The sequence below is a fragment of the Pseudomonas sp. S4_EA_1b genome, assembly GCF_016307435.1.
Lineage (GTDB): Bacteria > Pseudomonadota > Gammaproteobacteria > Pseudomonadales > Pseudomonadaceae > Aquipseudomonas > Aquipseudomonas rhodesiae.
This window is the reverse complement of sequence record NZ_JAEILC010000129.1, coordinates 1-26691: the sequence shown is the minus strand read 5'-3', so window position 1 is coordinate 26691 and position 26691 is coordinate 1. Positions and strand designations below refer to the sequence as shown.

At 60.5% G+C, this 26691-nt stretch carries 27 protein-coding genes and 1 tRNA gene; 17 read left to right on the top strand and 11 right to left on the bottom strand.

The features are described from left to right. Positions 1 to 155: 155 nt before the first annotated feature. Positions 156 to 821, top strand: coding sequence for a hypothetical protein (locus YA0848_RS31180; RefSeq protein WP_082036738.1), 666 nt, complete (start codon positions 156 to 158; stop codon positions 819 to 821). A 236-nt stretch (positions 822 to 1057) separates the two neighbouring features. Here YA0848_RS31180 and YA0848_RS31175 read toward each other — a convergent pair whose 3' ends face one another. Further along, positions 1058 to 1810, bottom strand: coding sequence for an SDR family oxidoreductase (locus YA0848_RS31175; RefSeq protein WP_047881500.1), 753 nt, complete (start codon positions 1808 to 1810; stop codon positions 1058 to 1060). A 127-nt stretch (positions 1811 to 1937) separates the two neighbouring features. Between YA0848_RS31175 and YA0848_RS31170 the strand changes: the two genes are divergently transcribed. From YA0848_RS31170 to YA0848_RS31160, 3 genes are all read left to right on the top strand, one after another. Beyond that, positions 1938 to 2846, top strand: a complete 909-nt coding sequence (locus YA0848_RS31170) for a LysR family transcriptional regulator (RefSeq protein WP_040265218.1) — start codon at positions 1938 to 1940, stop codon at positions 2844 to 2846. A gap of 48 nt (positions 2847 to 2894) precedes the next feature. Next, on the top strand, positions 2895 to 3326 hold the full coding sequence (locus YA0848_RS31165; protein WP_047881499.1) for a hypothetical protein: 432 nt from the start codon (positions 2895 to 2897) through the stop codon (positions 3324 to 3326). An 87-nt stretch (positions 3327 to 3413) separates the two neighbouring features. Further along, entirely contained in the window at positions 3414 to 3896 is a 483-nt protein-coding gene (locus YA0848_RS31160) for a hypothetical protein (protein WP_053060071.1), read from the top strand. Between the two features lie 104 nt (positions 3897 to 4000). Here YA0848_RS31160 and YA0848_RS31155 read toward each other — a convergent pair whose 3' ends face one another. Further along, complete coding sequence (locus YA0848_RS31155) at positions 4001 to 4588, bottom strand: lipoprotein (RefSeq protein ID WP_034095290.1); 588 nt, start codon at positions 4586 to 4588, stop codon at positions 4001 to 4003. 16 nt (positions 4589 to 4604) lie between these two features. Next, the gene (locus YA0848_RS31150) at positions 4605 to 5216 is read right to left on the bottom strand and encodes a hypothetical protein (protein ID WP_034095291.1); all 612 of its coding nucleotides are present in this window, start codon (positions 5214 to 5216) and stop codon (positions 4605 to 4607) included. A 172-nt stretch (positions 5217 to 5388) separates the two neighbouring features. Between YA0848_RS31150 and YA0848_RS31145 the strand changes: the two genes are divergently transcribed. The 7 genes from YA0848_RS31145 to YA0848_RS31115 all read left to right on the top strand — a co-directional run bounded on the left by YA0848_RS31145 (position 5389) and on the right by YA0848_RS31115 (position 10991). Continuing rightward, positions 5389 to 5970: a hypothetical protein gene (locus YA0848_RS31145; protein WP_169903691.1), complete on the top strand. Its 582-nt coding sequence runs from the start codon at positions 5389 to 5391 to the stop codon at positions 5968 to 5970. Further along, the gene (locus tag YA0848_RS31140; protein ID WP_376782723.1) at positions 5942 to 6688 is read left to right on the top strand and encodes a CsgG/HfaB family protein; all 747 of its coding nucleotides are present in this window, start codon (positions 5942 to 5944) and stop codon (positions 6686 to 6688) included. Before YA0848_RS31145 ends, YA0848_RS31140 begins: the two co-directional genes overlap by 29 nt. Before the next feature lie 29 nt (positions 6689 to 6717). Continuing rightward, positions 6718 to 7080, top strand: a complete 363-nt coding sequence (locus YA0848_RS31135; RefSeq protein ID WP_017848623.1) for a DUF4810 domain-containing protein — start codon at positions 6718 to 6720, stop codon at positions 7078 to 7080. Continuing rightward, entirely contained in the window at positions 7077 to 7727 is a 651-nt protein-coding gene (locus tag YA0848_RS31130; RefSeq protein WP_034095295.1) for a DUF799 domain-containing protein, read from the top strand. Before YA0848_RS31135 ends, YA0848_RS31130 begins: the two co-directional genes overlap by 4 nt. A 368-nt stretch (positions 7728 to 8095) precedes the next feature. Further along, positions 8096 to 9736 (top strand): vWA domain-containing protein, encoded by a 1641-nt coding sequence (locus YA0848_RS31125; RefSeq protein WP_169903690.1) that lies wholly within the window; start codon positions 8096 to 8098, stop codon positions 9734 to 9736. 101 nt (positions 9737 to 9837) lie between these two features. Continuing rightward, a complete protein-coding gene (locus tag YA0848_RS31120; protein WP_034095297.1) occupies positions 9838 to 10410 on the top strand; it encodes an RNA polymerase sigma factor in 573 nt (190 codons plus the stop codon). After that, a complete protein-coding gene (locus YA0848_RS31115) occupies positions 10407 to 10991 on the top strand; it encodes a hypothetical protein (protein WP_169868606.1) in 585 nt (194 codons plus the stop codon). The genes YA0848_RS31120 and YA0848_RS31115 overlap by 4 nt, the downstream gene beginning before the upstream one ends. Before the next feature lie 60 nt (positions 10992 to 11051). Here the strand turns inward: YA0848_RS31115 and YA0848_RS31110 are convergent, their stop codons facing one another. Then, positions 11052 to 11687 (bottom strand): LysE family translocator, encoded by a 636-nt coding sequence (locus YA0848_RS31110; protein ID WP_169868605.1) that lies wholly within the window; start codon positions 11685 to 11687, stop codon positions 11052 to 11054. A 376-nt stretch (positions 11688 to 12063) separates the two neighbouring features. Here YA0848_RS31110 and YA0848_RS31105 point away from each other — a divergent pair, with 376 nt between their 5' ends. Next, positions 12064 to 13128: a 2,3-butanediol dehydrogenase gene (locus YA0848_RS31105; RefSeq protein ID WP_232925220.1), complete on the top strand. Its 1065-nt coding sequence runs from the start codon at positions 12064 to 12066 to the stop codon at positions 13126 to 13128. A gap of 87 nt (positions 13129 to 13215) precedes the next feature. Here YA0848_RS31105 and YA0848_RS31100 read toward each other — a convergent pair. The 5 genes from YA0848_RS31100 to YA0848_RS31080 all read right to left on the bottom strand — a co-directional run bounded on the left by YA0848_RS31100 (position 13216) and on the right by YA0848_RS31080 (position 16769). Beyond that, positions 13216 to 13292 (bottom strand) — tRNA-Arg (locus YA0848_RS31100). 144 nt (positions 13293 to 13436) lie between these two features. Next, positions 13437 to 13622, bottom strand: coding sequence for a hypothetical protein (locus tag YA0848_RS31095; RefSeq protein WP_169903689.1), 186 nt, complete (start codon positions 13620 to 13622; stop codon positions 13437 to 13439). Positions 13623 to 13683: 61 nt separating this feature from the next. Beyond that, entirely contained in the window at positions 13684 to 15660 is a 1977-nt protein-coding gene (locus YA0848_RS31090; RefSeq protein WP_034111268.1) for an FUSC family protein, read from the bottom strand. After that, entirely contained in the window at positions 15660 to 16568 is a 909-nt protein-coding gene (locus YA0848_RS31085) for an efflux RND transporter periplasmic adaptor subunit (protein WP_034111270.1), read from the bottom strand. The genes YA0848_RS31090 and YA0848_RS31085 overlap by 1 nt, the downstream gene beginning before the upstream one ends. Positions 16569 to 16580: 12 nt before the next feature. Beyond that, complete coding sequence (locus tag YA0848_RS31080) at positions 16581 to 16769, bottom strand: DUF1656 domain-containing protein (RefSeq protein ID WP_099312148.1); 189 nt, start codon at positions 16767 to 16769, stop codon at positions 16581 to 16583. A 133-nt stretch (positions 16770 to 16902) separates the two neighbouring features. Between YA0848_RS31080 and YA0848_RS31075 the strand changes: the two genes are divergently transcribed. The 4 genes from YA0848_RS31075 to YA0848_RS31060 all read left to right on the top strand — a co-directional run bounded on the left by YA0848_RS31075 (position 16903) and on the right by YA0848_RS31060 (position 22178). Next, on the top strand, positions 16903 to 17727 hold the full coding sequence (locus YA0848_RS31075) for an AraC family transcriptional regulator (protein WP_034111272.1): 825 nt from the start codon (positions 16903 to 16905) through the stop codon (positions 17725 to 17727). A 222-nt stretch (positions 17728 to 17949) separates the two neighbouring features. Next, positions 17950 to 19392 (top strand): NADP-dependent succinate-semialdehyde dehydrogenase, encoded by a 1443-nt coding sequence (gene gabD / locus YA0848_RS31070; RefSeq protein ID WP_034095304.1) that lies wholly within the window; start codon positions 17950 to 17952, stop codon positions 19390 to 19392. A 182-nt stretch (positions 19393 to 19574) separates the two neighbouring features. Then, positions 19575 to 20852 carry a 4-aminobutyrate--2-oxoglutarate transaminase gene (gene gabT / locus YA0848_RS31065; protein ID WP_034095305.1) on the top strand — a complete coding sequence of 426 codons (1278 nt, stop codon included), beginning with the start codon at positions 19575 to 19577 and terminating at the stop codon, positions 20850 to 20852. 108 nt (positions 20853 to 20960) lie between these two features. After that, positions 20961 to 22178: an HDOD domain-containing protein gene (locus YA0848_RS31060; protein WP_169903688.1), complete on the top strand. Its 1218-nt coding sequence runs from the start codon at positions 20961 to 20963 to the stop codon at positions 22176 to 22178. On the opposite strand, the gene YA0848_RS31055 is transcribed toward YA0848_RS31060, so the two are convergent. After that, complete coding sequence (locus tag YA0848_RS31055) at positions 22175 to 23188, bottom strand: GGDEF domain-containing protein (protein ID WP_034111275.1); 1014 nt, start codon at positions 23186 to 23188, stop codon at positions 22175 to 22177. The two genes, YA0848_RS31060 and YA0848_RS31055, sit on opposite strands and share 4 nt — an antisense overlap. A gap of 216 nt (positions 23189 to 23404) precedes the next feature. Continuing rightward, complete coding sequence (gene desA / locus YA0848_RS31050) at positions 23405 to 24589, bottom strand: delta-9 fatty acid desaturase DesA (RefSeq protein WP_034095308.1); 1185 nt, start codon at positions 24587 to 24589, stop codon at positions 23405 to 23407. A 165-nt stretch (positions 24590 to 24754) separates the two neighbouring features. On the opposite strand from desA, the gene dibA reads away from it, so the two are divergent. Beyond that, positions 24755 to 26668 (top strand): phosphodiesterase DibA, encoded by a 1914-nt coding sequence (gene dibA / locus YA0848_RS31045; protein ID WP_047881491.1) that lies wholly within the window; start codon positions 24755 to 24757, stop codon positions 26666 to 26668. The last annotated feature ends 23 nt before the right edge of the window (positions 26669 to 26691 follow it).

The window sequence follows — 26691 nt, the reverse complement described above, 5'->3', positions numbered from 1 at the left end:
CAGATACAGAGCGTTCAGCGAGTATCGTCAGCGCTAAAGCAGAATCCGGGAGTTAAGGCGGTTTTTGAATTTCCCAATCAAAAAGCAGCTGATAGGACAACAGATATCCTTGTTGAGCAAAATATCAGAAATATTTCTGTAAGGGTGGCACCTTAATGACTAAATATAAGCTTGAATTTCGACATAGACCTAATTTTTCAGAGTCTATCGAAGATAGGCATAATAATTTTTTGAGAGTTGTAAGCGATCTGGGCGTTCCATGGGGCTTGAACGATTCCCTTAAAGTTCCCCCTATTGGAAGCGAGTTGGTGACCTCGGTGTCATTAGATAAGCTACTTCCAGTCGGTGTTAAAGGTCGTATTTCATATGCCCTGCGAGATCAGAAGTATCTGGAAGATGATGCGCAGTTTGATGATACTCTATTTATTGAATTTACTGCTTCAAAAGTCGACTATTCAGATTTGTTGAAAGTTGTTTTTCCTAGATATATTAAGGCGTTTGGTTCCTATCGCTCGGCTTTGCATGATTGGAGTGTTACGAGAAGCGATTGGCCTTTAGTGGTAGAAGCTTGTGAAGCAACAAAGAAAGACGTCAATGGTAGGGATGGCGTTTTTCGTATAAATGCAGCGAATTATTTCGATAAGGAATTGTGTTTTCGGGCCTTTGGAAAGGGACCTCGTGAACTTGTTGATTCGGTGAGTGGTTGTGTAGAAGAAGTGCGTGAGTTCGAAGATGGGGTTTTGATTGTGATTAGTTATAATCCGCTATCTGCCGGCGAGCTCCTCAGTGCGGGTGATCGACTAAAAAGCTTGGTGATTTGATTGTTTTTTTGGTCAAGATGGTCGGTGTAGGGCTGTTTTGACAGGGTTTAGTAGAGTTGTTGGGAAGAGTCCAGGGCCGTGACCTCAACCTATTCACTGGCGGCGACCTGATAAAAGGCACCGAGGCTCCGTACAATCCGCAATCTATCAGAAATGAGAAAAATAGGGTCAGACCACAATTAGTGCACCACTGTATATAGGTGGTCTGACCCCTAGTTCTGCTATTTTTCTCGCACTCAGCCATTCAGCAGGCGGCCGCCGTCAAGAACGATTTCGGAGCCGACTGTCCAACGCGACTCGTCGGATGCCAGATACAGCACGGCTTTGGCCACCTCTTCGGAGGTACCGAAGCGCCCAAGCGGAATGGTTGCCGCGATCTCTTTGTTAAGTTGCTCGCGATACGCTTGCGCAACACCAAGCTTGTCATAAAGGGGAGTCTCGACGGTGCCAGGGCTCACTGCGTTGACACGGATGCCACGGCCGAGCAATTCGGTCGAGAGCGTTTTCGACATGTTCAGCAGTGCGGCCTTCGTTGCGGCATACACGGACGAGCGATTTGCGCCCGCGTGCGCGCTTACGGAAGTAGTCAACACGACGGAAGCGGGATTTGCGAAGACCGGCAACAGCGCCTGCATCAGGAAGTACGGCCCCTTGACGTTGATGTCGAAAGAGCGGTCGAACCTATCTTCCGTCCATTCCTCAATGGGCAGCCATACGGATACGCCGGCGTTGAGAAAGGCAACATCGAGTTGGCCATAGTGCTCCTTGATGGCTTGTGCCAGTTCCTTTTGTGCTGCCACGCTGGCGGAGTCGGCGCGCAGCACCGGCACTTGCGGGCCCAACTCGGCCTGAGCCTTTGCAATCGAGTCGGGGTTTACACCCGTTATGATCACGCGAGCACCCTCGGCCAGGAAGTGTTTTGCCGTTTCCAGGCCGATACCGCTGGTGCCGCCAGTGATGAGCGTACGTTTACCTTGCAAGCGTGACATTTGAATTCTCCGGTGAATGACGACCACCGCGGTCGATATGGAGAAATATGCGCTTATGCGCTGAATAGGATAAGACCGCCTGTTCGCATATGATTCATGCAAATAGGGCATGAGTTGAGGTGGAGAAGTGGACCGATTTCTTTTGATGACATGCTTCGCGCGTGCCGTAGAAACCGGGAGCTTTTCGGCGGCTGGGCGCGATCTAGGGCTGGGGCAGCCCAATGTAAGCCGCTATATAGCGGCTCTGGAGGATCATTTGCAGACGCGTTTGCTCCACCGGTCTACGCGCAAGCTATCCCTGACGCCGGAGGGCGAACGCTACTATGCGGACATCCGGCGCATTCTGGATGCGGTGGATGAATCCGAATCGTCCTTCAGGAACAACATCGACCCATCGGGACTCTTGCGCGTAGCTTGTCCGACAGCGCTCGCGCATGCGTTTGTACTGCCGCATGTGCCGACGTTTTTGCAGCGCTACCCTCAATTGGTCCTGGATCTCCAACTCAATGATCGATACGTAGACCTAGTCAATGAAGGCACTGAACTCGCCATTCGTATAGGACAGCTGGAGGACAGCGCCTTGCGCGCCCGGCCTCTTGGGTGGTACGACCGGGTCTTCGTCGCCAGCAAGGACTACTTGGCTAAACGCGGAGTTCCGCAAACCCCGGATGATCTACGCGACCACGATTGCATCGTCTACACCTTACTGTCGTCCGGTGCGACCTGGCGATTCCGCGACGCGGACATTCCGATTGCCGGCAGGCTCAGGGTTAACTCCCCCGACGCTGTGAGTGCGGCGGTCGCTGCAGGCCTGGGTGTGGCGCATGGGCCCGCGTGGCTCTTTGAGGGCGGGCTCAAAAGTGGGAGATTACAGTTCATTCTCACCGACCATGCGGTTCCCCCTGTCCCCGTGCAGATGGTTTATGTCGCCAATAGACTGCTTCCCACGCGGGCTATCGTGTTCATGGATTTTATGACTGACGTTTTTTCAAAGATTCCAGCCTTGAACGGCAATACCCCTTTGCCGACTCTATAAGACAAGACGACAAAACGTGACTTCTCACGTTTGCCTGAGGGCGTTTCCATGAGCTTTAAAATCGCGCGTTTTTCGACCGTAGGATGCCGGATTGGCCAGTGGCTGTGCTTGCTGGTGATGTTTGTCAGCGCCACTGCCTTCATGCTGGTCTGGTCCTACCTCGACCGTCGTCAAGCGGGGTTGGGCACGGCAGCGGCTGGTTTTGTGTGGGGCGGTATCGGGCTGCTGTTCGCGTACGTGTTCGAACGGCCTCGTACCGTCGTCGCCACATTACGATTCATGCTGGTTCGGACCTTGGCATTGTTGGTGCTGGCGACGGGCGCGGCCTATTTGATCGGCCTGCTGTGGGTCGAGCCGCAGCAGGACTTTCTGGAGGCTCAATTAAAGGACGCATCGTGCGGTAAATACACCGGTACCATTGAGAAAGGTTGGGAGCAAATTTGCGCCCGTTCGTATTCAACACAGACACAAACCCCTTGAAACTGGAGTAGCACGCTTGGAGAGTCTCGGCGAACACTCGCAATCGCGCTCAGCAAATCACCCATGCCAAGTTCAAGTGATCAACCTATGAACACTGGGAAGTACCCTCATCTGAAAGTGTTTTTTGCTTTCTGGTTTATGCCCTTTGCGGTCGGTTTGGTAGCCGGCCCCGTGATATTTGTCGCAATGGTGGCGCGGCTGTTCGCTAACCCACGCACACTTGGCGAGGTGCACGGGCTGGAGCTGTGGGCTGTGTTTATTTCCACACCAGTAATGGTGCAGTTGATTTATCTGCTGCCAGCGCTGGGTTTTGCGTTGTTCGTGACCCTGCGCAGATTCAGGAAGGGCCGTAGCGCTTATAAAACTATTGCGCTGAGCGGTGGCACGGTTGCGTTTGCATGGCTGGCGCTGTTGACCTATTTGGTGATGCGTGACAGCGAGGTTGTCTGGTTTATAAGCAACGGCTTACCTCTGATGGCTGCGTTTTTGATCGGTGCGCTCGGCAGTGGACTGATGGCGGTGATTGCATTGCCGGAACCGTCCGGTGCGTGCGAAGTGCCGGTCCGATGAACATCGGGGTCAGATCACTGTGCTTCAAGCCTCTTCTCATGCCCTGATGATTTTGCGGCTTGCAGTGGTGAGCAGGTCAAACCCGCTCCCACCTTTGGTCCGCGTTACAGCAACTTACGCTGCACCGCCTCATCCAGCGTGCTGCGCGTCAGCGCCTCGACCACTTCCCGCGTGTCCGCCTGGAACGGGATGCCGACGATCAGCACCAGGTGCATCCAGGTGCGCACCGATTCGCTTTTTTTGACGCGGCCCAGTTCCTTGCCTTCCTTGTCCTTGAACACTGTTTCCAGGGTGAAGATGTTCTTCGCCGTGCTTGGGATGATAAAGAACGTGAAGCCGGTGATGAACGCCGACACCGTGCTGTACTCTTCGTTGTTATGCAGCGTGGCATCCACGTAGATATCTGAGTCGACCTTGTCGGTGCTCACTCGGGAAAACCGGTTGGACGCACGATACGTATCGGCCACGGCTTTTTCCCACAGCACCACGGGAGCGCCGACTGCGGCGTTGCCCGGGCCGCCGTTGACGTGGTTCTGCGCCGTGGTGTGCACGTACGCCGTGGGCTTTTGCGCCGGCGCGTTGGCAGTCGGTGGCCAGGTTTGTACGGCGGGCAATTCGTGTTGCGAGTAAGACACGCAGCCGGTCAGCAGGACAGCGGCCAGTACCAGGCTGTGTTTGATCAATCCTTTCACGCGGTGCTCCTTGAAATTACGGTTTGGCCAGGTTGGCGGTGGCGGTGTCGAGCAGTTGCCCGACCAGTTTGGTCAGCTGTTGGCCGCCCATCGAAGGCGCCCAATATTGGCCGCTGTACAAGCCGACGTTGTGTTCGAACTTGATCGAGTCTGTGGCCTTGGCCAGTTCCTTGCCGTTGCGGTCGACGATCACCAGGTCGCCGGCCACGTCGAAGCTGTCCACGTAGATCGGGCCGTTGACCCAGATCCAGATGGTCAGGGTCAGCAGCGCGCCAGGCACGTAGGCCGGGTGCGGTGCGCGATGGCCCTTGAGGGACGTCATGTTGAATTTGAGCGTGACGTCCTGCTCGCCCAGGCGCACGGGGTATTCGGTGACTTGCTTGAAGTAACCGGCGGTGCGCACGTACTGAGTGATCTGGGCCGTCAGGGAGCTGCTGATCGCCGCTTTGTTGGCCTCGTTGACGTCGGCGGCGCTCACCGTCACATCGGCGATTTGCGCGCTGCGCGGGCTGCTGACAGATACCGGGTGGAGCGGGGTGGCGATAGGGCCTGTGACGGTGTAGGACACGCAGCCGGTCATCGACAGCGCGGCAAGCAGGGCCGTAGCCCGAAGGAGGGTTTTAAGCACGCAATTTCCCTATAAGTAAATAAGCCGAGTCAGTGTCTCGACGCCTTTAAGCAAAACTTGAGGCGTGTGCATTAACGCACATAGCCCGACGAAACACCTTGAGAACCCCTCTCAACTCCGTAAAATGCCGCCACCGTTTAAAGCACGATACTTTTCAGGGACGAATTCAGACATGCGCGCATTTGCCGTGTTCCTCGCCGTCTGCCTCCTGGCGGGCTGCGCCTCCAAGCCGGATTACTACATCTCGCCGGCGCCGGTGACCATTCCCAAAACTGCCACGTATTGGCTCGACACCTTCGATGTGGAGGTGGTGGGCAAGAACGAACGCTTCCTGCCCGATGACAAAGTGCGCCAGCAACTGGGCGTCGACCTGGTCGATCGGTTGCTCAGTGCCAAACGTTATGCTCCCAGCAAGGACAAAGCCGATTACCTGTTGGATGTCAGCATCGTCTACACGCGCCATATCCCGGACTCCAAAGGCGGCCTGTCGACGTTGATCGTCGATGACAACACCATTCTGGCCAGTGTGGATTTCAGCTATCAGGTCAAGGTCAAGAAGGCGGGTAGCGAAGTCCTGCACTTCGCCAAGACCCGCGAGAACCTCGTACCCGCCGGTGTGATGGGGGAGGCGCAAAAATGGAAGACCATGGGCGGCATCCTCACCAACTCCGGCAACTCAAGCGTCGAGCGGTTTTATACCGGCGTCCTGAGTCGCCACATCGTTGATGATCTGCTCGACATCCCGTCTCGCTGACGTTGCCATTACCGATTTATCACCCCAGGAGCATTCCGTGAAAACACTCTGCAAAACCCTGCTGTCCGGCCTCACCGCCGCAGCGCTGCTGACCGTGGCCGGTTGCGCCACCGAAAGCAACCGCGCGATGCCGGTGGAACAAGTCGCCAGCGCCAACGTCGCCTATTCCGGCGTGCGTGTGCCGATTGCCGTGGGCAAATTCGACAACCGCTCCAGCTATATGCGCGGCATCTTCTCCGATGGCGTCGACCGCCTCGGCGGCCAGGCCAAGACCATCCTGATCACCCACTTGCAGCAGACCAACCGCTTCAGCGTGCTGGACCGCGACAACATGGGCGAAATTTCCCAGGAGGCCAAGATCAAAGGCACCGCGCAGAAGCTCAAGGGCGCGGACTATGTAGTGACCGGCGATGTAACCGAGTTCGGCCGCAAAGAAACCGGCGACCGCCAGCTGTTCGGCATCCTCGGCCGTGGCAAGACCCAAGTGGCCTACGCCAAAGTCGCGTTGAATATCGTCAACATCAACACCTCCGAAGTGGTGTATTCCACCCAGGGCGCCGGTGAGTACGCGCTGTCCAACCGTGAAGTGGTCGGCTTCGGCGGCACCGCCAGCTACGACTCCACCCTCAATGGCAAGGTCCTGGACCTAGCCATGCGCGAAGCGATCAATCGGCTGGTCGACGGCATCAACGCCGGCGCCTGGAACCCGCGCAACTGATCAGCAGCACCTCAAGGAGCAGTACACGGATGAGCAAGGCAGTTAAGTTAGCGCTGATGCTGACAGCAATCGCAACGGTCGCCGGGTGCCAGACGGCGCCCCAGCCCCTGTATCAATGGGAAAGCTACCAGCCGCAGGTTTACGAATACTTCAAGGGCGAGCCCAAGGAAGCGCAGGTCGAAGCGCTGGAGCGTGATCTGCAGAAGATCAACGCCAGTGGTCGCAAGGCGCCACCGGGTTACCACGCCCACCTGGGCATGCTGTACCTGAGCATGGGCAAGGATGACCAGATGGTGCAGGAATTTCGCACCGAGAAGGCGCTGTTCCCCGAATCCGCCGCCTACATGGACTTTCTGCTGAAAAACGCCAAGACCGGAGTCGCGACTAAATGAGCCTGTTAAAACTCACCGGCGCCCTGCTGGCCCTGGCCTTGCTCGGCGGTTGCGCGGCACCCAAGACCATCGATTACACGGCGTATAAACAGGCGCGGCCCAAGTCGATCCTGGTGCTGCCGCCGCTCAATGAATCGCCGGAAGTGCAGGCGTCCTACAGCCTGGTGTCGCAGGTGACGTACCCGCTGGCCGAAGCCGGCTACTACGTGCTGCCGATTGCCCTGGTGGACGAAACCTTCCGCCAGAACGGCCTGACCACCGCCAACGATATCCAGGCCGTGCCGCCGACCAAGCTGCATGACATCTTCGGCGCGGACGCGGCGTTGTACATCACCGTCACCGAGTACGGCACCAAGTACATGCTGATCTCCAGCGATACAGCGGTGACCGCCTCGGCCAAACTGGTGGACCTGCGCACCGGCACCACCCTGTGGACCGGCACCGCGCGCGCCTCCAGCGAGGAAGGCAACAACAACAGCGGTGGCCTGGTCGGCATGCTGATCACCGCGGCGGTCAAGCAGGTGATCAACAGCTCCACCGACGCCGCGCACCCGATTGCCGGCATCACCAGCGCACGCTTGCTGTCGCCGGGGCAACGGGCGGGGATTCTGTACGGCCCGCGTAATCCCAAGTACGGCACGGACTGACAATCCGGCGCTGAAACACCACAGGTCAGCTGCACACACTTCAATTGTGGTGAGCGGGCTTGCCCCGCGCTGGCGCGCGAAGCGGCCCTCTCTCCAGACACTGCGGTGCGCCAGGCAAAAACGGTTGGGCGGTTTTGGGGCTGCTCCGCAGCCCGGCGCAGGGCAAGCCTGCTCACCAAAGCCTTAAGGAGACACCCATGCCCCGATGGCGATGTATCAGTCACTAGAGGCAGTGGCTGACACTCTGCCATCGGGAGCAAGCTCCTTCCCACACCGATTGAGATGTTTTCTAAATCGGTGTTAACCCGAATCCCCCGCACCTTGCGTCTGACCTTGTGAACGGATCATTCATTCACGAGGTTCAGCCCATGTCTCACTCCCTGCTCTGGCTACGTCCTGCTGCCCAAGGCTTCGCCGTTACCCTGACGCTGGCGCTGGCCGGGTGTGGGGCGTCGTCCTCCCACGATGTGGCGCCACCGGCCGACACGGGCCCGATCTCCCGGCTTGAGGCCGACACTGTGCAAGGTGCCCTGAGCAAACCCATGCCGATCCCCGCGCCGATGTCTACACGCCTGGCGATGCAGGAATCGAGGACGATGGACTACCGCAGCGAGCCCCGTGAGCAATACGCCAACCTGCCGGATAACCCGGTGCACCGCGTGGCTGAAACGCCGGTGTCGACTTTCAGTGTCGATGTCGACACCGGCAGCTACGCCAACGTACGACGCTTCCTCAATCAAGGCAGCCTGCCGCCCGAAGGCGCCGTACGACTGGAGGAAATGGTCAATTACTTCCCCTACCACTACGCACTGCCCACCGATGGCTCACCCTTCGGCGTGACCACCGAAGTCGCCCCTACGCCCTGGAACCCCCACACCCAATTACTGCGTATCGGCATCAAGGCGTCCGACCGCGCCGTGGCGCAGCTGGCGCCGGCCAACCTGGTATTTCTGGTGGATGTGTCCGGCTCCATGGACCGTCGCGAAGGCCTGCCGCTGGTGCAAAGCACCCTGAAATTATTGGTGGATCAATTACGCGAGCAGGACCGCGTGTCGCTGGTGGTCTACGCCGGCGACTCCCGTGTGGTGCTCAAGCCCACGTCCGGGCGCGACAAGGCCGCGATCCGCAACGCCATCGACCAGCTCACTGCCGGTGGTGCCACGGCGGGGGCGTCGGGTATTGAGCTGGCTTACCAGATGGCCCGCGAAGGCTTTATCGACAACGGCATCAACCGCATCCTGCTGGCCACCGACGGCGACTTCAACGTCGGCGTCAGTGACTTCGACAGCCTCAAGCAGATGGCGGCGCAGCAGCGTAAGAGCGGCGTGTCCCTCACCACACTGGGCTTTGGCGTGGACAACTACAACGAGCACCTGATGGAGCAATTGGCCGACGCCGGCGACGGTAACTACGCCTATATCGACACCTTGCGCGAAGCACGCAAAGTGCTGGTGGACCAGCTCAGCTCGACCCTCGCCGTGGTGGCGCGGGATGTGAAATTGCAGGTGGAATTCAACCCGGCGCGGGTCAGCGAATATCGCCTGCTCGGCTACGAAAACCGCGCCCTCAAGCGTGAGGATTTCAATAACGACAAGGTAGACGCCGGTGAGATCGGCGCCGGCCATACCGTTACCGCGCTGTACGAAATTGTGCCAAAGGGGCAGAAGGGTTGGCTGGAGCCGCTGCGCTATGCCGGCGCGCCTGTGGCCGAGGGGCAGTCCGAGGAGCTGGCCATGCTGCGCGTGCGCTACAAGCCTGCCGCAGGTGGCGATAGCCGCTTGATCGAACGGCCAATCACTGGCCAAACCACCCAGGCCAGCGACGATTTGCGCTTTGCGGCGGCAGTGGCCGCGTTCGCCCAGCAACTCAAGGGCGATGGCCGCTACACTGGCAGCATGTCGTTGAAAGACACCGCCGCACTGGCCCGCTCGGCGCGGGGCGACGACCCGTTCGGCCTGCGCAACGAGTTCGTGCAACTGGTGGAGTTGGCCCAAAGCCTCAAGCCCTGATCTCGAACACCACATAGCTGTTACTGATAGACCGCGATCGGGAGCAAGCGCCCTCCCACATTTGAACCGCGTTAACTTTACAAAAGGAGTTCGCCCCCTACATGGCTGTTCCAGATGACCCCTCCAGCGACGAAGCGTTGCTGGCCCGTTACCGGACCGGTGACGCCGCTGCGTTCGAAGTCTTGTACGCGCGGCATCGCCAAGGTCTGTATCGTTTCCTCGTGTCCCTGAGCAACAAGGCCGAACTGGCCGAGGAAATTTATCAGGAGACCTGGCTCAGCCTGATCCGCAGCGCCAGTCAGCCACAAGGCCGGGCGAGCTTTCGCACGTGGTTGTTTCAGATTGCCCGCAATCGCTTGATCGACCACTGGCGCAAGCACGGCATCCACAACCCATTGCACGACAGCTACGACGAGCACCTGCACGCTCAGCCCGACCACAGCGCCGGCCCTGAGCAGCAATTGAGCCTGAGCCGCGACCAGGCGCGCCTCGACGCGGCCCTGCAAGACTTGCCCGAAGACCAGCGTGAAGTGTTCCTGCTGCGTCTGCATGGTGACCTTGAGGTACCGCAAATCGCCGCGCTCACCCAGACCCCGCTGGAAACCGTAAAAAGCCGCTTGCGCTACGCCCAGCAGAAATTGCGTCGTCTGCTGGCCGAGGAGGTACCTGTATGACTGACTCCCGACACACCCCTGACGACGATTTGATCCAGCATTTTCGTCAACACAGCACCGGCGAGCCGCCCGCGTCTCTCGATGCCTTCATCCTCAACGTCGCCCGCCGCGAAGCCCCGGCGCCGCAACCGAGCCTTTGGCAACGTTGGCTGCACGCCTGCCAACGCCCACGCTGGCAGATGGCGTTCGCCACCGTCGCCGGCGTTGCGCTCATGGTCGGCGTGGTCATGCGCTCGCCGGTGCCGCAGCCCGAAGTGTCCACCGCGACCTTCTCCGCGCTCCACGACCAAGCTCCACCGCCGGCACCCGCCCCTGCGCCGATGGCGCGTATGGCTGTCGCACCCAAGGCCGAGAGTGCTCAGGCCGAAATCACCGGCTCGCTGGCCCAGGCGCCAGCGGCAAAACCCTTGAGCAAGCGCGCGCCGCCGAGGTTGCCGAGCCTGGAGGAGGGGTTGCAGGAAATTGTGAACCTACGCGCAGCAGGCCAAACCCGAGCGGCGGATGAAAAACTGCTGGCGCTGCACCAGCGGTTTCCCCAGGAAGATCTGCCAGCGCGATTGGAGGCGCTGCAGCCGCGCTGAAACCAGGCTCACGAAAAAAGCCCCAGGTCTCTCAACCTGGGGCTTTTTTATGCTGCACCCTCAGCGCCGCCCTTCCAGCGCCATGCGCACGGCCAGCCCTGCCAGCACCGTACCCATCAACCATCGCTGTACCAACTGCCATAGTGGTTTGGCCGCCAGAAACGAGGCGATGGAGCCCGCCGACAGGGCAATCAACGCGTTAACGCTCACACTGATCATGATCTGGGTAAACCCCAGCACGAGGGACTGCGCCAGCACACTGCCGTGGCCATCGGGCACGATGAATTGGGGCAGCAACGACAGGTATATCACCGCAACTTTCGGGTTCAGCAGGTTGGTGACAAAGCCCATCATAAACAGCCGGCGCGGCCCGTCCTGAGGCAGCTCGCGCAACTGAAACGCCGACCGCCCACCGGGCTTCACCGCTTGCCAGGCCAGGTACAGCAAATACAACGCGCCGCCGAGCTTGAGCGCGTCATACGCGAACGGCACCGCCATCAGCAGAGCGGTAATACCCAGCGCCGCGCAGAGCATATAAACCATAAAGCCCAACGCCACGCCGCCCAGGGAAATCAAGCCCGCGATCCGCCCTTGGCAGATTGAGCGGGAGATCAGATAGATCATGTTCGGGCCGGGCGTCAGCACCATCCCGAGGCAAATCAGACCAAACGCCAGCAGGCTCGACAGTTCGGGCATGGGGTAACTCCTCTAGGTAATGCCAGCCGTGGGCGCGTGGTCGCGGGTGGCGGGATGCGCACGATGGTAGGGCGGCCGAAGGCGGCGCGTTAGATACAGATGGCCCGACAAAACGTCATACAGGCACGCAGCCATGAGACGGAGCGTCTCAATCGCCCAGCGCTTTCTCAGAGGGCTGATTCAGGGCGTCTCATTCGACGGTGATTGCGGCCAGCGCGGGTTGTGCCACGGATCGCTCTAAAAAACGCCTGTGCGAGGATTTTCGCGCAGCTGGCACCGGCCTTGCTCTGGCCCTCGCAACCCCCCGCGGGGTTTGTCATTCACTGCCGTTTCAAGGAGCCTTGCCATGACCCTAACGATCAACCCGCAACGCAGCATGCGTGCCGCTGTCTGGCACGGCCGTCACGATATCCGCGTCGAAGATGTTCCCCTGCCCGATGCGCCGCCCGCCGGCTGGGTGCAGATCCGCGTGCAATGGTGCGGCATTTGCGGCTCCGATCTGCATGAGTACGTGGCCGGGCCGGTGTTCATCCCGGTCGATGCGCCGCACCCACTGACCGGCATCAAGGGCCAGTGCATCCTCGGTCACGAGTTCTGTGGCGAAATCGTCGAACTCGGCGCCGGCGTGCAAGGCTTTAGCGTCGGCGAACCGGTGGCGGCCGATGCCTGCCAACATTGCGGCACCTGCTACTACTGCACCCACGGCCTGTACAACATCTGTGAAAACCTGGCGTTCACCGGGCTGATGAACAACGGCGCCTTCGCCGAACTCGTCAACGTACCCGCCAACCTGCTGTATAAGCTGCCCGCCAACTTTCCCGCCGAAGCCGGTGCACTGATCGAACCCCTCGCGGTCGGCATGCACGCCGTGAAAAAGGCCGGCAGCCTGCTGGGGCAAAACGTCGTGGTGGTCGGCGCCGGCACCATCGGCCTGTGCACCATCATGTGCGCCAAGGCGGCAGGCGCAGCGCAAGTGATCGCCCTGGAAATGTCCGGAGCCCGCAAGGCCAAGGCCAAGGAAGTGGGCGCGACCCACGTACTCGATCCCAACCAATGCGACGCCCTGGCCGAAGTACGCCGCCTCACCGGCGGGCTCGGCGCGGACGTCAGCTTCGAATGCATCGGCAACAAACACACCGCCAAACTCGCCATCGACCTGATTCGCAAAGCCGGCAAATGCGTCCTGGTGGGCATCTTCGAAGAGCCCAGCGAATTCAACTTCTTCGAGCTGGTGGCCACCGAGAAACAGGTACTGGGTGCGCTGGCCTATAACGGCGAATTCGCCGACGTGATCGCGTTCATCGCCGATGGGCGGCTGGATATCACGCCGCTGGTGACGGGGCGCATTCAGCTGGAACAGATCGTGGGGGCGGGTTTCGAGGAACTGGTTAAAAACAAGGAACACAATGTGAAGATCATTGTGTCGCCAGCGCGGGTTTGAAGGGGGGAGGGGTGATGGTTGTGGCTTGATACCAACACACATGAAAAAGCCCCAGGTCTTTCGGCCTGGGGCTTTTTTATCTGTATCTGGTGCACCCGGCGGGATTCGAACCCACGACCCCTGCCTTCGGAGGGCAGTACTCTATCCAGCTGAGCTACGGATGCAATGCGGGCGCCATGATACTCATCTGGCCGGGGGGCGTCCAGTTGCAGGGCGGTGAAGGGGCAAATCAGGGCAGGGTCTTACGTCTGCGGTGTCGCTGAGGGCTTGCCCGCTTGATGTCGCCGCCCGGTCCATGGGGGCTGGGTTCAGGACTCTGGCGCAGCCGTGGACTGATGTGGCGGGTGGCCGTGGGGTGGTTTGGGGGCTTTTGGCTGGGTCGTTCTGTTCTGCTCATGCCAGCGCGTCAAGGCGTCCGCGCCGCCCTCGGCGTGGGCAAACACTGGCAGGGTGATGATTGAAGCGAGCGCGATCCACTTGATTAACGTGTTCATTCTGCAAGTACCTTCGTGAGTGGGAATAAGCAGTCGGCAATACCGCGAAAGCGGCCGACCTTCAGGTGATGGCCGTCGTTGCGTTTTCGTATCGCTCCAGCAGCCAGGCCAGGTTTCGGTAACGCGCTGCCCACTGCTCGGCGCCCAGCCGCTGCATGGACTTGGCTGCTCTGCGTGCTTGTGCGGCACCGATGGCGGTGTGGTAAGTCGAACGGGTCAGCCTTCTATTGGCCGTGGCTGCGCAGCGGGCAATCGGCGAGCCGGGCGGCAGGCGACGTGTGTGGTGTTGGAGTCGTGCCAGTTCGCGGCTGAGTTGGAGCGATAGATAGCCAGCCTCGTAATCCCCCTGACGGTGGGCGCCCAACAGGCTTTTCAAGGCGACGATGCGGTGCTGTTGTTGCGCTTGCCACCGGCGATGATTGAGCGTGTCTGCTCGATGCAGAAGCCGGCGCGTTGCGTGTAGCAGCGAGCGTTTGAGTGCTTGCACGGTGTGCTGGGGCTTTTTCGGAACAATGTTGAACGCCAGAAGGCAGATGCCCATCGCGACAAACCAGGCGAGCGCTTGGTTGACGAAGTCGGCGAAGTCGTAATGAGCGGTCGCGCCAGTGCTGACCAGCGTGTTGAACGCAATCAGGTAGGCGATCCCGATGAGGGCTTGACGAGGTCGGGTGGTGGCGTGAATGCCGAATGACCAGAACAACGCCAGCATCACTACAAGCAGTGGAAAGCCATTGATCGCCGGCATCAGTAAAAATTTGCACACCAGTGCGGCCAGCGTGGCGTAAAAGGTCCCTTTGATAAAACCGATGATGCCTTGAACCGGGTCGGGCGCCGCAGCCGATAACGTGCAGCAGGGCCCCAGCACCGCCAACAGGGTGGGGCCTTGATTCCAGCCGCTCAGGTACCACACGGCACCGGCGACCAGGGTGGCGCCCAAGGCGCGCAGACCGTTGCGGGCGGCGTCCTGATAGTTGCGATGAAACCCCTTCACCGTTTGGCGCGCTTGGGTGTCGCGCTCAAGGCTGGAGAAGCTGTGCAGGGCGGCATGCAGATCCGCAAGCTGTTCGCGCAAGCGCTCCACCCCTAACGCTGTGAGGGCAGAATCGGCGCAAAGGCCGCCAACCGTTTCCTCGTTCTCAAGCGCGTTCATTGCTTGTTTCACCCGATCCGCCGCCGTAGTGAAGTCGACGGTACGATCGGCCAACGCCACGCCCAGGTGCTGAAGCGGCTTACTGATCCGGTTCAACCACCACCCCGGGGCATCGTGATCGTCCAGGCGTATATCCATAACGGCCGACTGCAATTGAGCGAGACCGGTTTGAATAACGGGCAGACGCGTGCGGATAAGCACGGACTCACCCCAGCCGATGCCGAGAAGCTCATCCACTTTGCCGATGTCCATCGACAGCTGCGCGCGCTGCGCGGCCAGCTCGGGTGCTTCCTCGTTGGTGAACCGATCAGCCAACTGGTGCGCCGCGCGGGCAGACACGTCGACCAGCGCGTTCAGCAGCTTGCGATCAATGGTTTTACGACTGCCCAGCGTGGCAATAAGGCTGAGGCTGAACACGCCGACCACCACGGCGGTGCCTCGGGTCACGATGTGATCGAAGCCTTGCTCGGGGGCGACAATGGCGGGGCCCAACGCCAGGCACACGGTGTAGCCGGCGACTACCGCCGCAGTTGCCTGGTAATGCCGCAGCAGCGTCATTGCCGCCACACATAAGCCGAGCCACAGGCCGACGCCGAAGATGAACAGCAACATCTGCTGGGCAAACATGCCCAGCAGGATAAAGGCCGCAGTCACCCCGATAAGCGTTCCAACCATACGGTTGAAGCCCTTGCCGACCACCGCCCCTTGCACCGGATGCACCAGCAGGAGCACGGTGGAGGCCGCAGAAAAAGGCGAGTCCAGTTGCAACTCAAAACCCAGCCAGAGCGCAAGGGTCGCGGCGATGATGCTGCGCAGCACATACGCGAAGGTATCGGCCGTCCACGGTAGAGGTAATGAGGCGAGCGCGCGGCGGACATACTCGGCCATCACATAAAACCCTGCAGCCAGTGGGTGAACCTCCAGTGCGACGGCGACTGCGCATCGACGATCTCAACGCTCGCCGTCATCCCCGCCGCCAGTTCGACCCCGGTCGGAACGTTATCCAGCTCGATGCGTACAGGCACGCGCTGGGCCAGTCGTATCCAGCTGAACGTCGGGCTGACTTGAGGTAACCCGCTGTCGTTGCGCAGTTCATTACCATCGGCGATCCCGCGTCCGATACTGGCGACGTGTCCCTTGAGCAGTGGCGAGAAGCCCATCAGCTTGATGGCCGCGGGCGCGCCTTCGCGGATGTTGGAGAGCTTGGTCTCTTCGAAATAGCCAGTGACCCAAAAGCTATGGCCATCGACCACGAACAGATTGGTATCGCCGTGGGCTGCGTAATCGCCTGGCTGTAAGCGCAGTTGAGTGACATAGCCGTCTACGGGGGAACGCAGGGTTGTGCGCTCCAGGTCCAGCCGCGCTCTGGCCAATTGGCCCTGCGCGGCATCGAGGCGAGCTTTGGCGACGTTCAGGGCGCGAGCGGCGTTGTCGATTTCCTCGCGGGCAATGGCGTCCCCGAGGCGAGTGCGACGTTTGAATTGTTCGTTGCGTTGCTCAAACACACTTTGCGCTTCGGCCAGCTCTGCCGCCCGTTGGCGCTGGGCCAGCAAATAGTCGCGCTGGTCGATGCGGTAGAGCAGATCGCCTTTGGACACCCATTGATTATCAGCCACCGCCAGGTGTTCGACCTGGCCGGACACCTCTGGGGCTATGCGGATAACTTGAGCGCTGACCCGCCCATCGCGGGTCCAGGGCGCCAACACATAGGCACGCCACAGCTGCATGCACAGGGCGAGGGCAACAAGGCCCAAGGCCAGGGTCGCGGAGGCTTTAAGGCATTTGACGACAGACATAGGCGGCCTCACTCAAACCGTCAGAAACAGCGTGGCCAAAATGATCAGCAGCACAAAAAAGCGCGACAGGCTGGGATGCCATGTCCACTCCAAGGGGCCGTCGACTAAATGTTTCAACGCTTGGTAAGCGAGGGCCGAGGCGATCAGATAGGCCAACAACGGAGGGATGTAGAGGTTCGCAACTGACAGTTCACTCAGCATCGTCATCACCGTAAATCGATGGGCTCGCAGGGAACGAGCGCTACTAGATGAGAATGCTACGCAACAACCGGATTTGCCGATATCGACTACACTGCCAATTAATAATCAAATCCGGTCAATGTGAGAGATGCCAATGCAGGACGTTCAGCACCCGCCGCTGGAGCAATTCGAACTGGACGACCTCGGTCAGCCCGCCGTGGCGCTGATGCTGACCACGCAGCAGCACGCCAGGGAGTTTCCCGTGCATGAGCACCGCAAAGGCCAACTGGTCGTGGCCTGTCGCGGCGGTATCGTTTGTACGGTGGAGAATGGGGTGTGGATGGTGCCACCGGGGTTCGGTGTGTGGATTCCGGCCGGTGTGTCCCACAGCAACCGGGTCACGGCGAATGGGCAAGTGTGCTTTCTGCTGGTTGAACCTGAGGCGGCGGCGCTGCCCGATCAATGCTGCACATTGGCGTTGTCACCGGTGATTCTCGAACTGATCTTTCATCTCAGCGCTCAGGACCAGGCGTACCCGGCGGACTCTCCCACGGCTCGGTTGACCAGCGTATTGCTCGAACAGCTGGAAATGGCACGCTGCGAGCAGTTGTACCTGCCCCTTCCTGCCGCTTCCCCCTTGCGCACCATCGCCAAGGCCCTGGCGCAGGACCCTTCCAACCGCTCGACCATCGCCGATTGGGCGCGGCAGGTGGCCATGAGCGAGCGCTCGCTGGCTCGGCTGGTCAAAAGCGAAACCGGCCTGACCTTTGGCCAGTGGCGCCGGCAATGGCAGTTGATCGTGGCATTGCAGAGCCTGGCGGAAGGAGAGACCGTCCAACGCACTGCCGAAGTGCTGGGTTATGAGTCGGTGAGCTCTTTTATCAGCATGTTCCGAAAGACCCTGGGCGCGTCGCCGGCGCGGTACGTGCGCAGTACTGGCATGGCCAAGACTTCGGCAGCGCCTACGCTGGTCAGATAACGTCAGCGAATTCGCCGTTTTCGTTCTTTTTTTCGAACATCCTATTGCCCTGCACCCCCATTGATCCTAGGATTCGTTTGAGATTTCAAACGCTCTGTCTCCCGTGCGCTTTTTCGCTTCACTCGCGCGCAGGGGCTGATTTCCCTGACGGCAGCCCACAAGGCGCCTTTCAACAACTCTAATTCGCTCCGCGTGCGCGCGGTGCTGTTAAGGAAACCCGACATGCAGCTTAAAGATGCCCAGTTGTTCCGCCAGCAAGCCTTTATCGATGGCGCTTGGGTCGATGCGGACAACGGCCAGACCATCAAGGTCAACAACCCGGCCACCGGTGAGATTCTCGGCACCGTGCCAAAGATGGGCGCCGCAGAAACCCGCCGCGCCATCGAAGCCGCCGACAAGGCGCTGCCAGCCTGGCGCGCACTGACCGCCAAGGAGCGCGCCAACAAGCTGCGTCGTTGGTTCGAACTGCTGATCGAAAACCAGGAAGACCTCGGTCGCCTGATGACCCTCGAACAAGGCAAGCCGCTGGCCGAAGCCAAGGGCGAAATCGTCTACGCCGCGTCCTTTATCGAGTGGTTCGCTGAAGAAGCCAAACGCATCTACGGTGACGTGATCCCCGGCCACCAGCCTGACAAGCGCCTGATCGTGATCAAGCAGCCGATCGGCGTGACCGCTGCGATCACCCCGTGGAACTTCCCGGCCGCGATGATCACTCGCAAAGCCGGCCCAGCCTTGGCCGCCGGTTGCACCATGGTCATCAAACCGGCCTCGCAAACCCCATTTTCGGCCCTGGCCCTGGTGGAACTGGCGCACCGTGCCGGCATCCCGAAAGGCGTGTTGAGCGTGGTCACCGGCAGCGCCGGCGACATCGGCGGCGAGCTGACCAGCAACCCGATCGTGCGCAAATTGTCCTTCACCGGCTCGACCGAAATCGGTCGCCAGTTGATGGCCGAATGCGCCAAGGACATCAAGAAAGTGTCCCTGGAACTGGGCGGCAACGCGCCGTTTATCGTGTTCGACGACGCCGACCTGGATAAGGCCGTCGAAGGCGCGATCATCTCCAAGTACCGCAACAACGGCCAGACCTGCGTCTGCGCCAACCGCCTCTACATCCAGGATTCGGTGTACGACGCGTTCGCGGAAAAACTCAAGGTGGCGGTGGCCAAGCTCAAGATCGGCAACGGTCTGGAAGAAGGCACCACCACTGGCCCGCTGATCGACGAAAAAGCCGTGGCCAAGGTGCAGGAGCACATCGCCGATGCGGTGAAGAAGGGCGCCAAGCTGCTCAGCGGCGGTAAGGTGATTGAAGGCAACTTCTTCGAGCCGACCATCTTGGTCGATGTGCCTAAAGACGCTGCCGTGGCCAAGGAAGAAACCTTCGGCCCGCTGGCGCCGCTGTTCCGCTTCAAAGACGAAGCCGAAGTGATCGCCATGTCCAACGACACCGAATTCGGCCTGGCTTCCTACTTCTATGCTCGCGACCTGGGCCGTGTGTTCCGCGTGGCCGAAGCCCTGGAATACGGCATGGTCGGCGTCAACACCGGGTTGATCTCCAACGAAGTGGCGCCGTTCGGCGGCATCAAGGCCTCGGGCCTGGGCCGTGAAGGGTCCAAGTACGGTATCGAGGATTACCTGGAAATCAAATACCTCTGCCTGGGCATCTAAGCCCCGTAAGAGATTGCAGTAAACGCAGAGGGCACGAGAGCGCTGACCCTTTGCGTGTGTCACATCGTTATTCGTAGTGGCCGGGAAAGCTGTGGCAGTCGATCATCGCATGCTGCCGTAGTTGCCTCCCCGCCACGTATTCCTTGGACCACGCCACCCGATGAGTGGCGAATGAGGACTTTATGAGCAAGACCAACGCATCCCTGATGAAACGCCGCGAAGCCGCTGTACCGCGCGGTGTTGGCCAGATCCACCCGATCTTCGCCGAATCGGCGAAGAACGCCACCGTGACCGACGTTGAAGGTCGCGAGTTCATCGACTTCGCCGGCGGCATCGCCGTGCTGAACACCGGCCACGTGCACCCAAAAATCATCGCCGCCGTGACCGAACAGCTGAACAAGCTGACCCACACCTGCTTCCAGGTCCTGGCCTACGAGCCTTACGTGGAGCTGTGCGAAAAAATCAACGCCAAGGTCCCTGGTGATTTCGCCAAGAAAACCCTGCTGGTCACCACCGGTTCCGAAGCCGTTGAAAACGCCGTGAAAATCGCCCGCGCCGCCACTGGCCGTGCCGGTGTGATCGCCTTCACCGGCGCTTACCACGGCCGCACCATGATGACCCTGGGCCTGACCGGTAAAGTCGTGCCTTACTCGGCCGGCATGGGCCTGATGCCCGGCGGTATCTTCCGCGCGCTGTACCCGAACGAACTGCATGGCGTGAGCATCGACGATTCGATCGCCAGCATCGAACGCATCTTCAAGAACGATGCCGAACCGCGCGACATCGCCGCGATCATCATCGAGCCGGTGCAGGGCGAGGGCGGTTTCTACGTCGCGCCAAAGGCCTTTATGAAGCGTCTGCGCGAACTGTGCGACAAGCACGGCATCCTGTTGATCGCCGACGAAGTGCAAACCGGTGCTGGCCGTACTGGTACCTTCTTCGCCATGGAACAGATGGGCGTGGCCGCCGACCTGACCACCTTCGCCAAGTCCATCGCTGGCGGCTTCCCGCTGGCCGGTGTGTGCGGCAAGGCCGAGTACATGGACGCCATCGCCCCAGGCGGCCTGGGCGGCACCTACGCCGGTAGCCCGATCGCCTGCGCTGCGGCACTGGCGGTAATGGAAGTGTTTGAAGAAGAGCACCTGCTGGACCGCTGCAAAGCCGTCGGCGAACGCCTGGTGACTGGCCTTAAAGCCATCCAGGCCAAGTACCCGGTGATCGGCGAAGTACGTGCCTTGGGCGCGATGATCGCGGTGGAGTTGTTCGAAGACGGCGACAGCCACAAGCCGAACGCTGCCGCCGTGGCTGCGGTAGTGGCCAAGGCCCGTGAAAAGGGTCTGATCCTGCTGTCTTGCGGCACTTACGGTAACGTCTTGCGCGTACTGGTGCCGCTGACCTCGCCGGACGAGCAGTTGGACAAAGGCTTGGCGATCATGGAAGAGTGCTTCTCTGAACTCTGATAACGACCGCTGACAAAAAAACCGCTTCGGCGGTTTTTTTGTGCCCGTAGATTGTACGGCGCACGCCGCGTTGACTATGGTTCAGGCATTGCCGATGGAGCGTGACGGATGACTGCGGTTGATTTACCGGCTGTACCCCGTGTGTTGATTGCCGAGGCGGACCCTTGGTCGCAAGACCTGCTCAAGCAGGTCCTGCTTGCGGTGCGTTGTGACGCCCGGCTTGATGTGTGCGCCGACGGGCAGCAGGCTGCGACCCTGCTGCGCGACAAGCCCTACGATCTGATCCTGGCCGACTGGGAGTTGCCGGTCATCGACGGCTTGGATCTGCTGCGCGCGGTGCGTCAGCAGCGCCGTACGCCGCCTCTGCCATTTATTTTGCTGAGCAGTCGCAATGACAGTGCCAGCGTGCGCGAAGCCTTGCCCCTGGCACCCACGGCATACCTGACCAAACCGCTGAACATGCAGGCGCTGACCCAGCGTCTGCAGGACTTGCTGCTTAACGACGGCGAAAGTGTGTATTGCGAAGTACCGGCGCTGGCGCCGGGCATGACGTTGCCGGGGTTTCTGGAGCAGCGTCGCGAAGCGTCCGATGGCGCACCGCTGCGGGTCGATGTGCAAGCGGCCGTGCAGCACAGCCTCGGCTCCGAGGGCCTGGACCTCAAACGCCTGGAAGAACAGGTGCGCACGGACCCGCAAATCACCGCCGTGCTTATCGCCGCCGCCAACAGCGCCGGCCATCACGGCGCACCGGTGCAGACTCTGCACGCGGCGTTGCACACACTGGCGCCGGGGCAAAGCATGAACCTGATCCTGGGCCTGGCGCTCAAGCACAACGTGGTACTCGGCGATCCGGTGCTGGCGGCGTACGCCGAGCGCTATTGGCAGTTGTCCCAAGACACGGCGGATTACGCGCTGCTGCTTGCGCACTTGCTTGATCTGGATCGCGAGCGCTGCTACAGCGCCGGCATCCTGCATCAGCTGGGGGACCTGGCGCTGTTGCGCAGCCTGGAAGACTGGCGCCGGGGCGGTGGGGAGCTGGACGACAAAGTGATTGGCGAGTCCCTCGACACTTTTGGCGCCGCCTTCGGCTCGTCGCTGCGCGCGCGCTGGCGCTTGCCGCTGGAACTGCGTCAGCTGATTGCGGCGAGCTATTCACTGGAGGGCGGGGTGTATGCCCGTGATGCGCTGGCGGTGAACCTGGCCGCGCAAATGGCGCGGTTGACTGAGCACGAAGGCTTGGAAGCGTTGGCCGACGGCAAGACGGCACGTTTGCTCAAGATCGGCTTGTCGGAGTTGACGCGGATTCGCAAAAGGCCGGTGGGCTAAAAGTCGACGGTGGCGACGATGATGCGGTTCTTGCCCTGGCGTTTGGCTTCGTACATGGCGGCATCGGCACGGGCGAACAGGTTGTCCAGGGTTGAGTCTTCTTCGCTGAGGTTGGCCAGGCCCTGGCTGACGGTTACGCCAAATGCCTGGCCTTCGTAGCTGAAGTTCAGCGCTTGAATCTCTTTACCCAGACGTTCTGCCACCTGCAGCGCCATCTCCGGCGCGCAGCCAGGTAGCACGGCGGCAAACTCCTCGCCGCCAATACGCCCGAACAGGTCGCCACGGCGCAGCACCCCTCGGCCACTTTCGGCGATACGCCGTAGTACTTGGTCACCTTCCAGGTGGCCATAGGTGTCGTTGATGTCCTTGAAGTCGTCGATGTCCAGCAACAGAAAGGCCAGCGGCGCACCCTGTACGCTGGCGGTGTCGAAGGCTTGGTTGGCGCACTCGAAGAAGTGCCGGCGATTGCTGCTCTGGGTCAGCACGTCAGTGGTGGCCAGGCGGTGCAACTCCAGCTCCAGTTGCTTCTTTTCGGTGATGTCCTCGGCTATGCCCACCACGATCACCGGCTCGCCAGGCTCGACCTGCTGGTTGATGTAGCACTTGTCGCTCAGCCAGCGAATCTTGCCTTCGGCGGTGATGATGCGGTATTCGCGGTTTTCCACCGCGCCCTGTTCCAGCACGCGGGCCAGGCTTTGTTCGGCGTAATCGAGGTCTTCGGGGTGAATGCTGTTGCGCCATTCGCGATGATCGGCCAACAGCAGGCTGGCAGGGCGGCCGAAGACGCGTTCGTAGGCCGGGCTGACGTACAACACGCGGCGCGTCTCCCACTCCATGGCCCAGAGCACGGCATTCACACTCACCAGCAGCGAGCTGAGCAGTTGTTCGCGTTCGCTCAGCCGCTCGACTTCACCCTGAGCATGCACCAACGCCAGCAGGGTCGAAGCCGCAGCCGGAAGCGGTTGTTCGGCAGTGGGCGGGTCAGGTAAATGAGGCTTTTCTTGAACCATCGGCACAACTCTCTCTGGGCGCGCCGCAAGGCGAAGCAGCGGTCACAACAAGGGGCCACCATGATGGCGAAGTGTTCTTTGAGAGAGGCGAATTGCGGTGAAGTTCCGTCAACGGTATCGATTGGCGGCGCCCGGTAAATGACGCCAAAAACAGGTCGCGGGGGGGGGGGCGCCCGCCCCCCCCCCCNNGGGCGGCCCCCCCCCCCCACGGCAGGGTCACACGGCGGCAGGGCGCAGCGAGTAGGTTTTCAACTGGTGGGCAAAATCCCGCAGGGATTGGATGCCACTGGCTTCGGCTTCGTGTACCCATTCCTTGATGGCCGCCAGCATGTCGTGACCATTGGCGCTGGTCTTGACCCAGATCTGTTGCAGCGCCAGACGTTTCTCGTAGATCACCTTCAACGCCTGGCTGTGCTCCAGCATGCTTTGGATGCGCAAGTGGTGGCGATCATCCAGCAGGCTGGTTTCCCGCGACAGCAAGCGCTTGGCCCGATGGAATTGGTGCCGCACCGAGTGATCGACTTTTTCCAGTTCCTGTTTGACCAGCGGGCCAATCACCAACTTGCGGTACTGGGCCATGATCTGGAAGCGGTTGTTGAGGATCGCCATGGCGGTGTCCATGTCCAAATGGCCCTTGCCCTCCACGCGATGGGCAATCGGCGCCACGCGCTGCACTTTGGCCAGGCGCAGGAAGCTGAACACCTTGATCCACGCCCAACCCAGGTCGAACTCCCATTTCTTCACCGACAACTTGGCGGAGTTCGGGTAGGTGTGGTGATTGTTGTGCAGTTCTTCACCGCCGACGATGATGCCCCACGGCACCAGGTTGGTGGCCGCGTCGCGGCATTCGAAGTTGCGATAGCCCACCGCATGGCCCAGGCCGTTGATCACGCCGGCGGCCCAGAACGGGATCCACATCATCTGGATCGCCCAGATAGTGATGCCGATGGTGCCGAACAGCAGCAGATCGATCACGCCCATGATCGCCACGCCCAGCAGTGGGTAGGGGGTGTAGAGGTTGCGTTCGAGCCAGTCGTCCGGGCAGTTCTTGCCGTAGATACGCAGGGTCTCGGGGTTCTCCGCCTCGGCGCGGTAGAGTTCGGCACCCTTGCGCAGGACGGTAGACAGGCCCTTGATCACCGGGCTGTGGGGGTCGTCGACGGTTTCGCATTTGGCGTGGTGTTTGCGGTGGATGGCGGTCCACTCGCGGGTGTTCTGCGCCGTGGTCAGCCACAGCCAGAAGCGGAAGAAGTGTTTAAGCCCGGCATTGAGCTCCAGGGAGCGATGGGCGGAATAGCGGTGCAGATAGACGGTGACCGCAATGATGGTCACGTGGGTCATCAACAGAGTGACTGCCACCAGTTGCCAGGCCGACAAGTCAAGAAAACCGTTGTACCACATAGGCTGTATGGCCCTCAGATAAAGAAAAGAACAGCTCACGCATTATCACTAAGCCTACAGAGAAAACCAGCCGCCCTTTCAGATAAGACTTACTGGATGTTTCTTATTCTATAATCCGCAGCTTCGTGGGGCGATTCTGTTTTTTGGGTAAGGATTACTGAACCTATGCTGCTTTCATACCGAGGTGCCCTGCGCGCGGGGCTGGTATATCTGCTGGTTTCCGTCTTATGGATCGGGCTCACGCAGCGTGTATTGATCGAGTTCTTCGATAACCCCAACGACATGAGTCAATGGATGCAGGTGCGCGGCTACGTGTGGGTGGCCATTACAGCGCTGGTGATCTCCCTGATATGCGCGCACTTCGCCCGGGCTCACCTGCTGTTGCAGCCGACCAAGGAGCACCGCGAGCGCCTGCGCCAGGCCGCCGCCGTGTTCGATTGCACTCGTGAAGGCGTGCTGGTCACCGATGCCCAGGGCCTGATCGTGCACGTCAATCGTGCGTTTATGGAGATCACCGGATACCGGCGCGACGACGTGATGGGCCAGCAGCCGAGTTTGTTCAAGTCCGGGCGCCATTCGTCGCTTTTTTACCAACAGATGTTCCAGGCCTTGGAGCGCACGGGCGAATGGAGCGGTGAAATCTGGAATCGGCGCAAAAGCGGCGAAATCTACCCGCAATGGCAAACCATCCGGGTGATTCACGATGATCATGGCCACATCAGCCATTACGTCGCGGTGTTTTCCGATATCAGCGCCATCAAGAACTCCGAGCACGAGCTGGCTCACTTGGCGCACCACGACCCCCTGACCGATCTGCCCAATCGTCTGCTATTCACCGACCGCACCGAACAGGCGCTGGCCTCGGCGCAAATCCACAAACGCGGTTGTGCTTTGCTGTTGCTCGACCTGGATCACTTCAAAATCATCAATGACAGCCTCGGCCATAACGTCGGCGATCAATTGCTCAAACTGGTCGCCGAGCGGCTGCAGAGCCTGTTCGGCCCCGGCGTGACCCTAGCGCGGCTGGGCGGGGATGAATTCGCGGTGCTGGCGGAAAGTTGTCCACAGGTGGTGCAGGCCGCGGCATTGGCTCAGCGCATGCTCGATGTGATGAAGCAACCGTTCATCTTTGACGGCCATCAGTTGTTTGTCAGTGCCAGCATCGGTATCAGTTTGTTCCCCAACGACGCCCTCAGCGCCGAACAATTGTTGCGCAACGCCGATTCCGCACTGTTCAAAGCCAAGGGCGTCGGTCGCGAAAGCTACGCGCTGTACACCGAGGAACTCACGGCCCATGCACAGAACCGCGTGGAGGTGGCCAGCGAGCTGCGTCGCGCCCTCGAACAGCAGGAACTGCGCGTGTATTACCAGCCAGTGCACGACCTGACGGGCAGCCGCCTGGTGGGCTTGGAAGCGTTGGTCCGTTGGCAGCACCCGGAGCGCGGCCTGGTGCCGCCCATCGAATTTATCCCGATTGCCGAACGCACTGGCCTGATCGCAGAGATCGACGCCTGGGTCATGGACCAAGCCTGCCGCCAGATGTGCCAATGGCTGGCCGACGGCCTAAGGCTGAGCTTTGTCGCCGTCAACGTGTCCAGCCGCCTGTTCGCCCGGCGCGAGCTGTACGAGCAAGTCGCCCAGGTGCTGCATGACACCGGTTTGGACCCGGCATTCCTGGAACTGGAAGTCACCGAAAGCGCGGTGATGGACGACCCCGAGGCGGCCCTGGAACAGCTGCATCGCCTGCGCGAATTGGGTTTGCGCCTGGCGATCGACGACTTTGGCACCGGCTATTCCTCCCTGCTGCGCCTCAAGCGCCTGCCCGTGCAGAAGCTCAAGATCGATCAGGGGTTTGTCGCTGGGTTGCCATGGGATGAAGACGACATGGCGATCGTGCGCGTGGTCATCGCCCTGGCCAAAAGCATGGGCATGCAGGTGCAGGCCGAGGGTATCGAACAGGTGGAGCAGGCGCGGTTCCTGTTGGAGCAGGGCTGTGATCTGGGCCAAGGGTATTGGTTTGGCCGGCCGATGTCAGCGTCCGAAATAGATTGGCACCGCGCGCCCCTCATCCAAACTTGAAATGTGGGAGGGGGCTTGCCTCC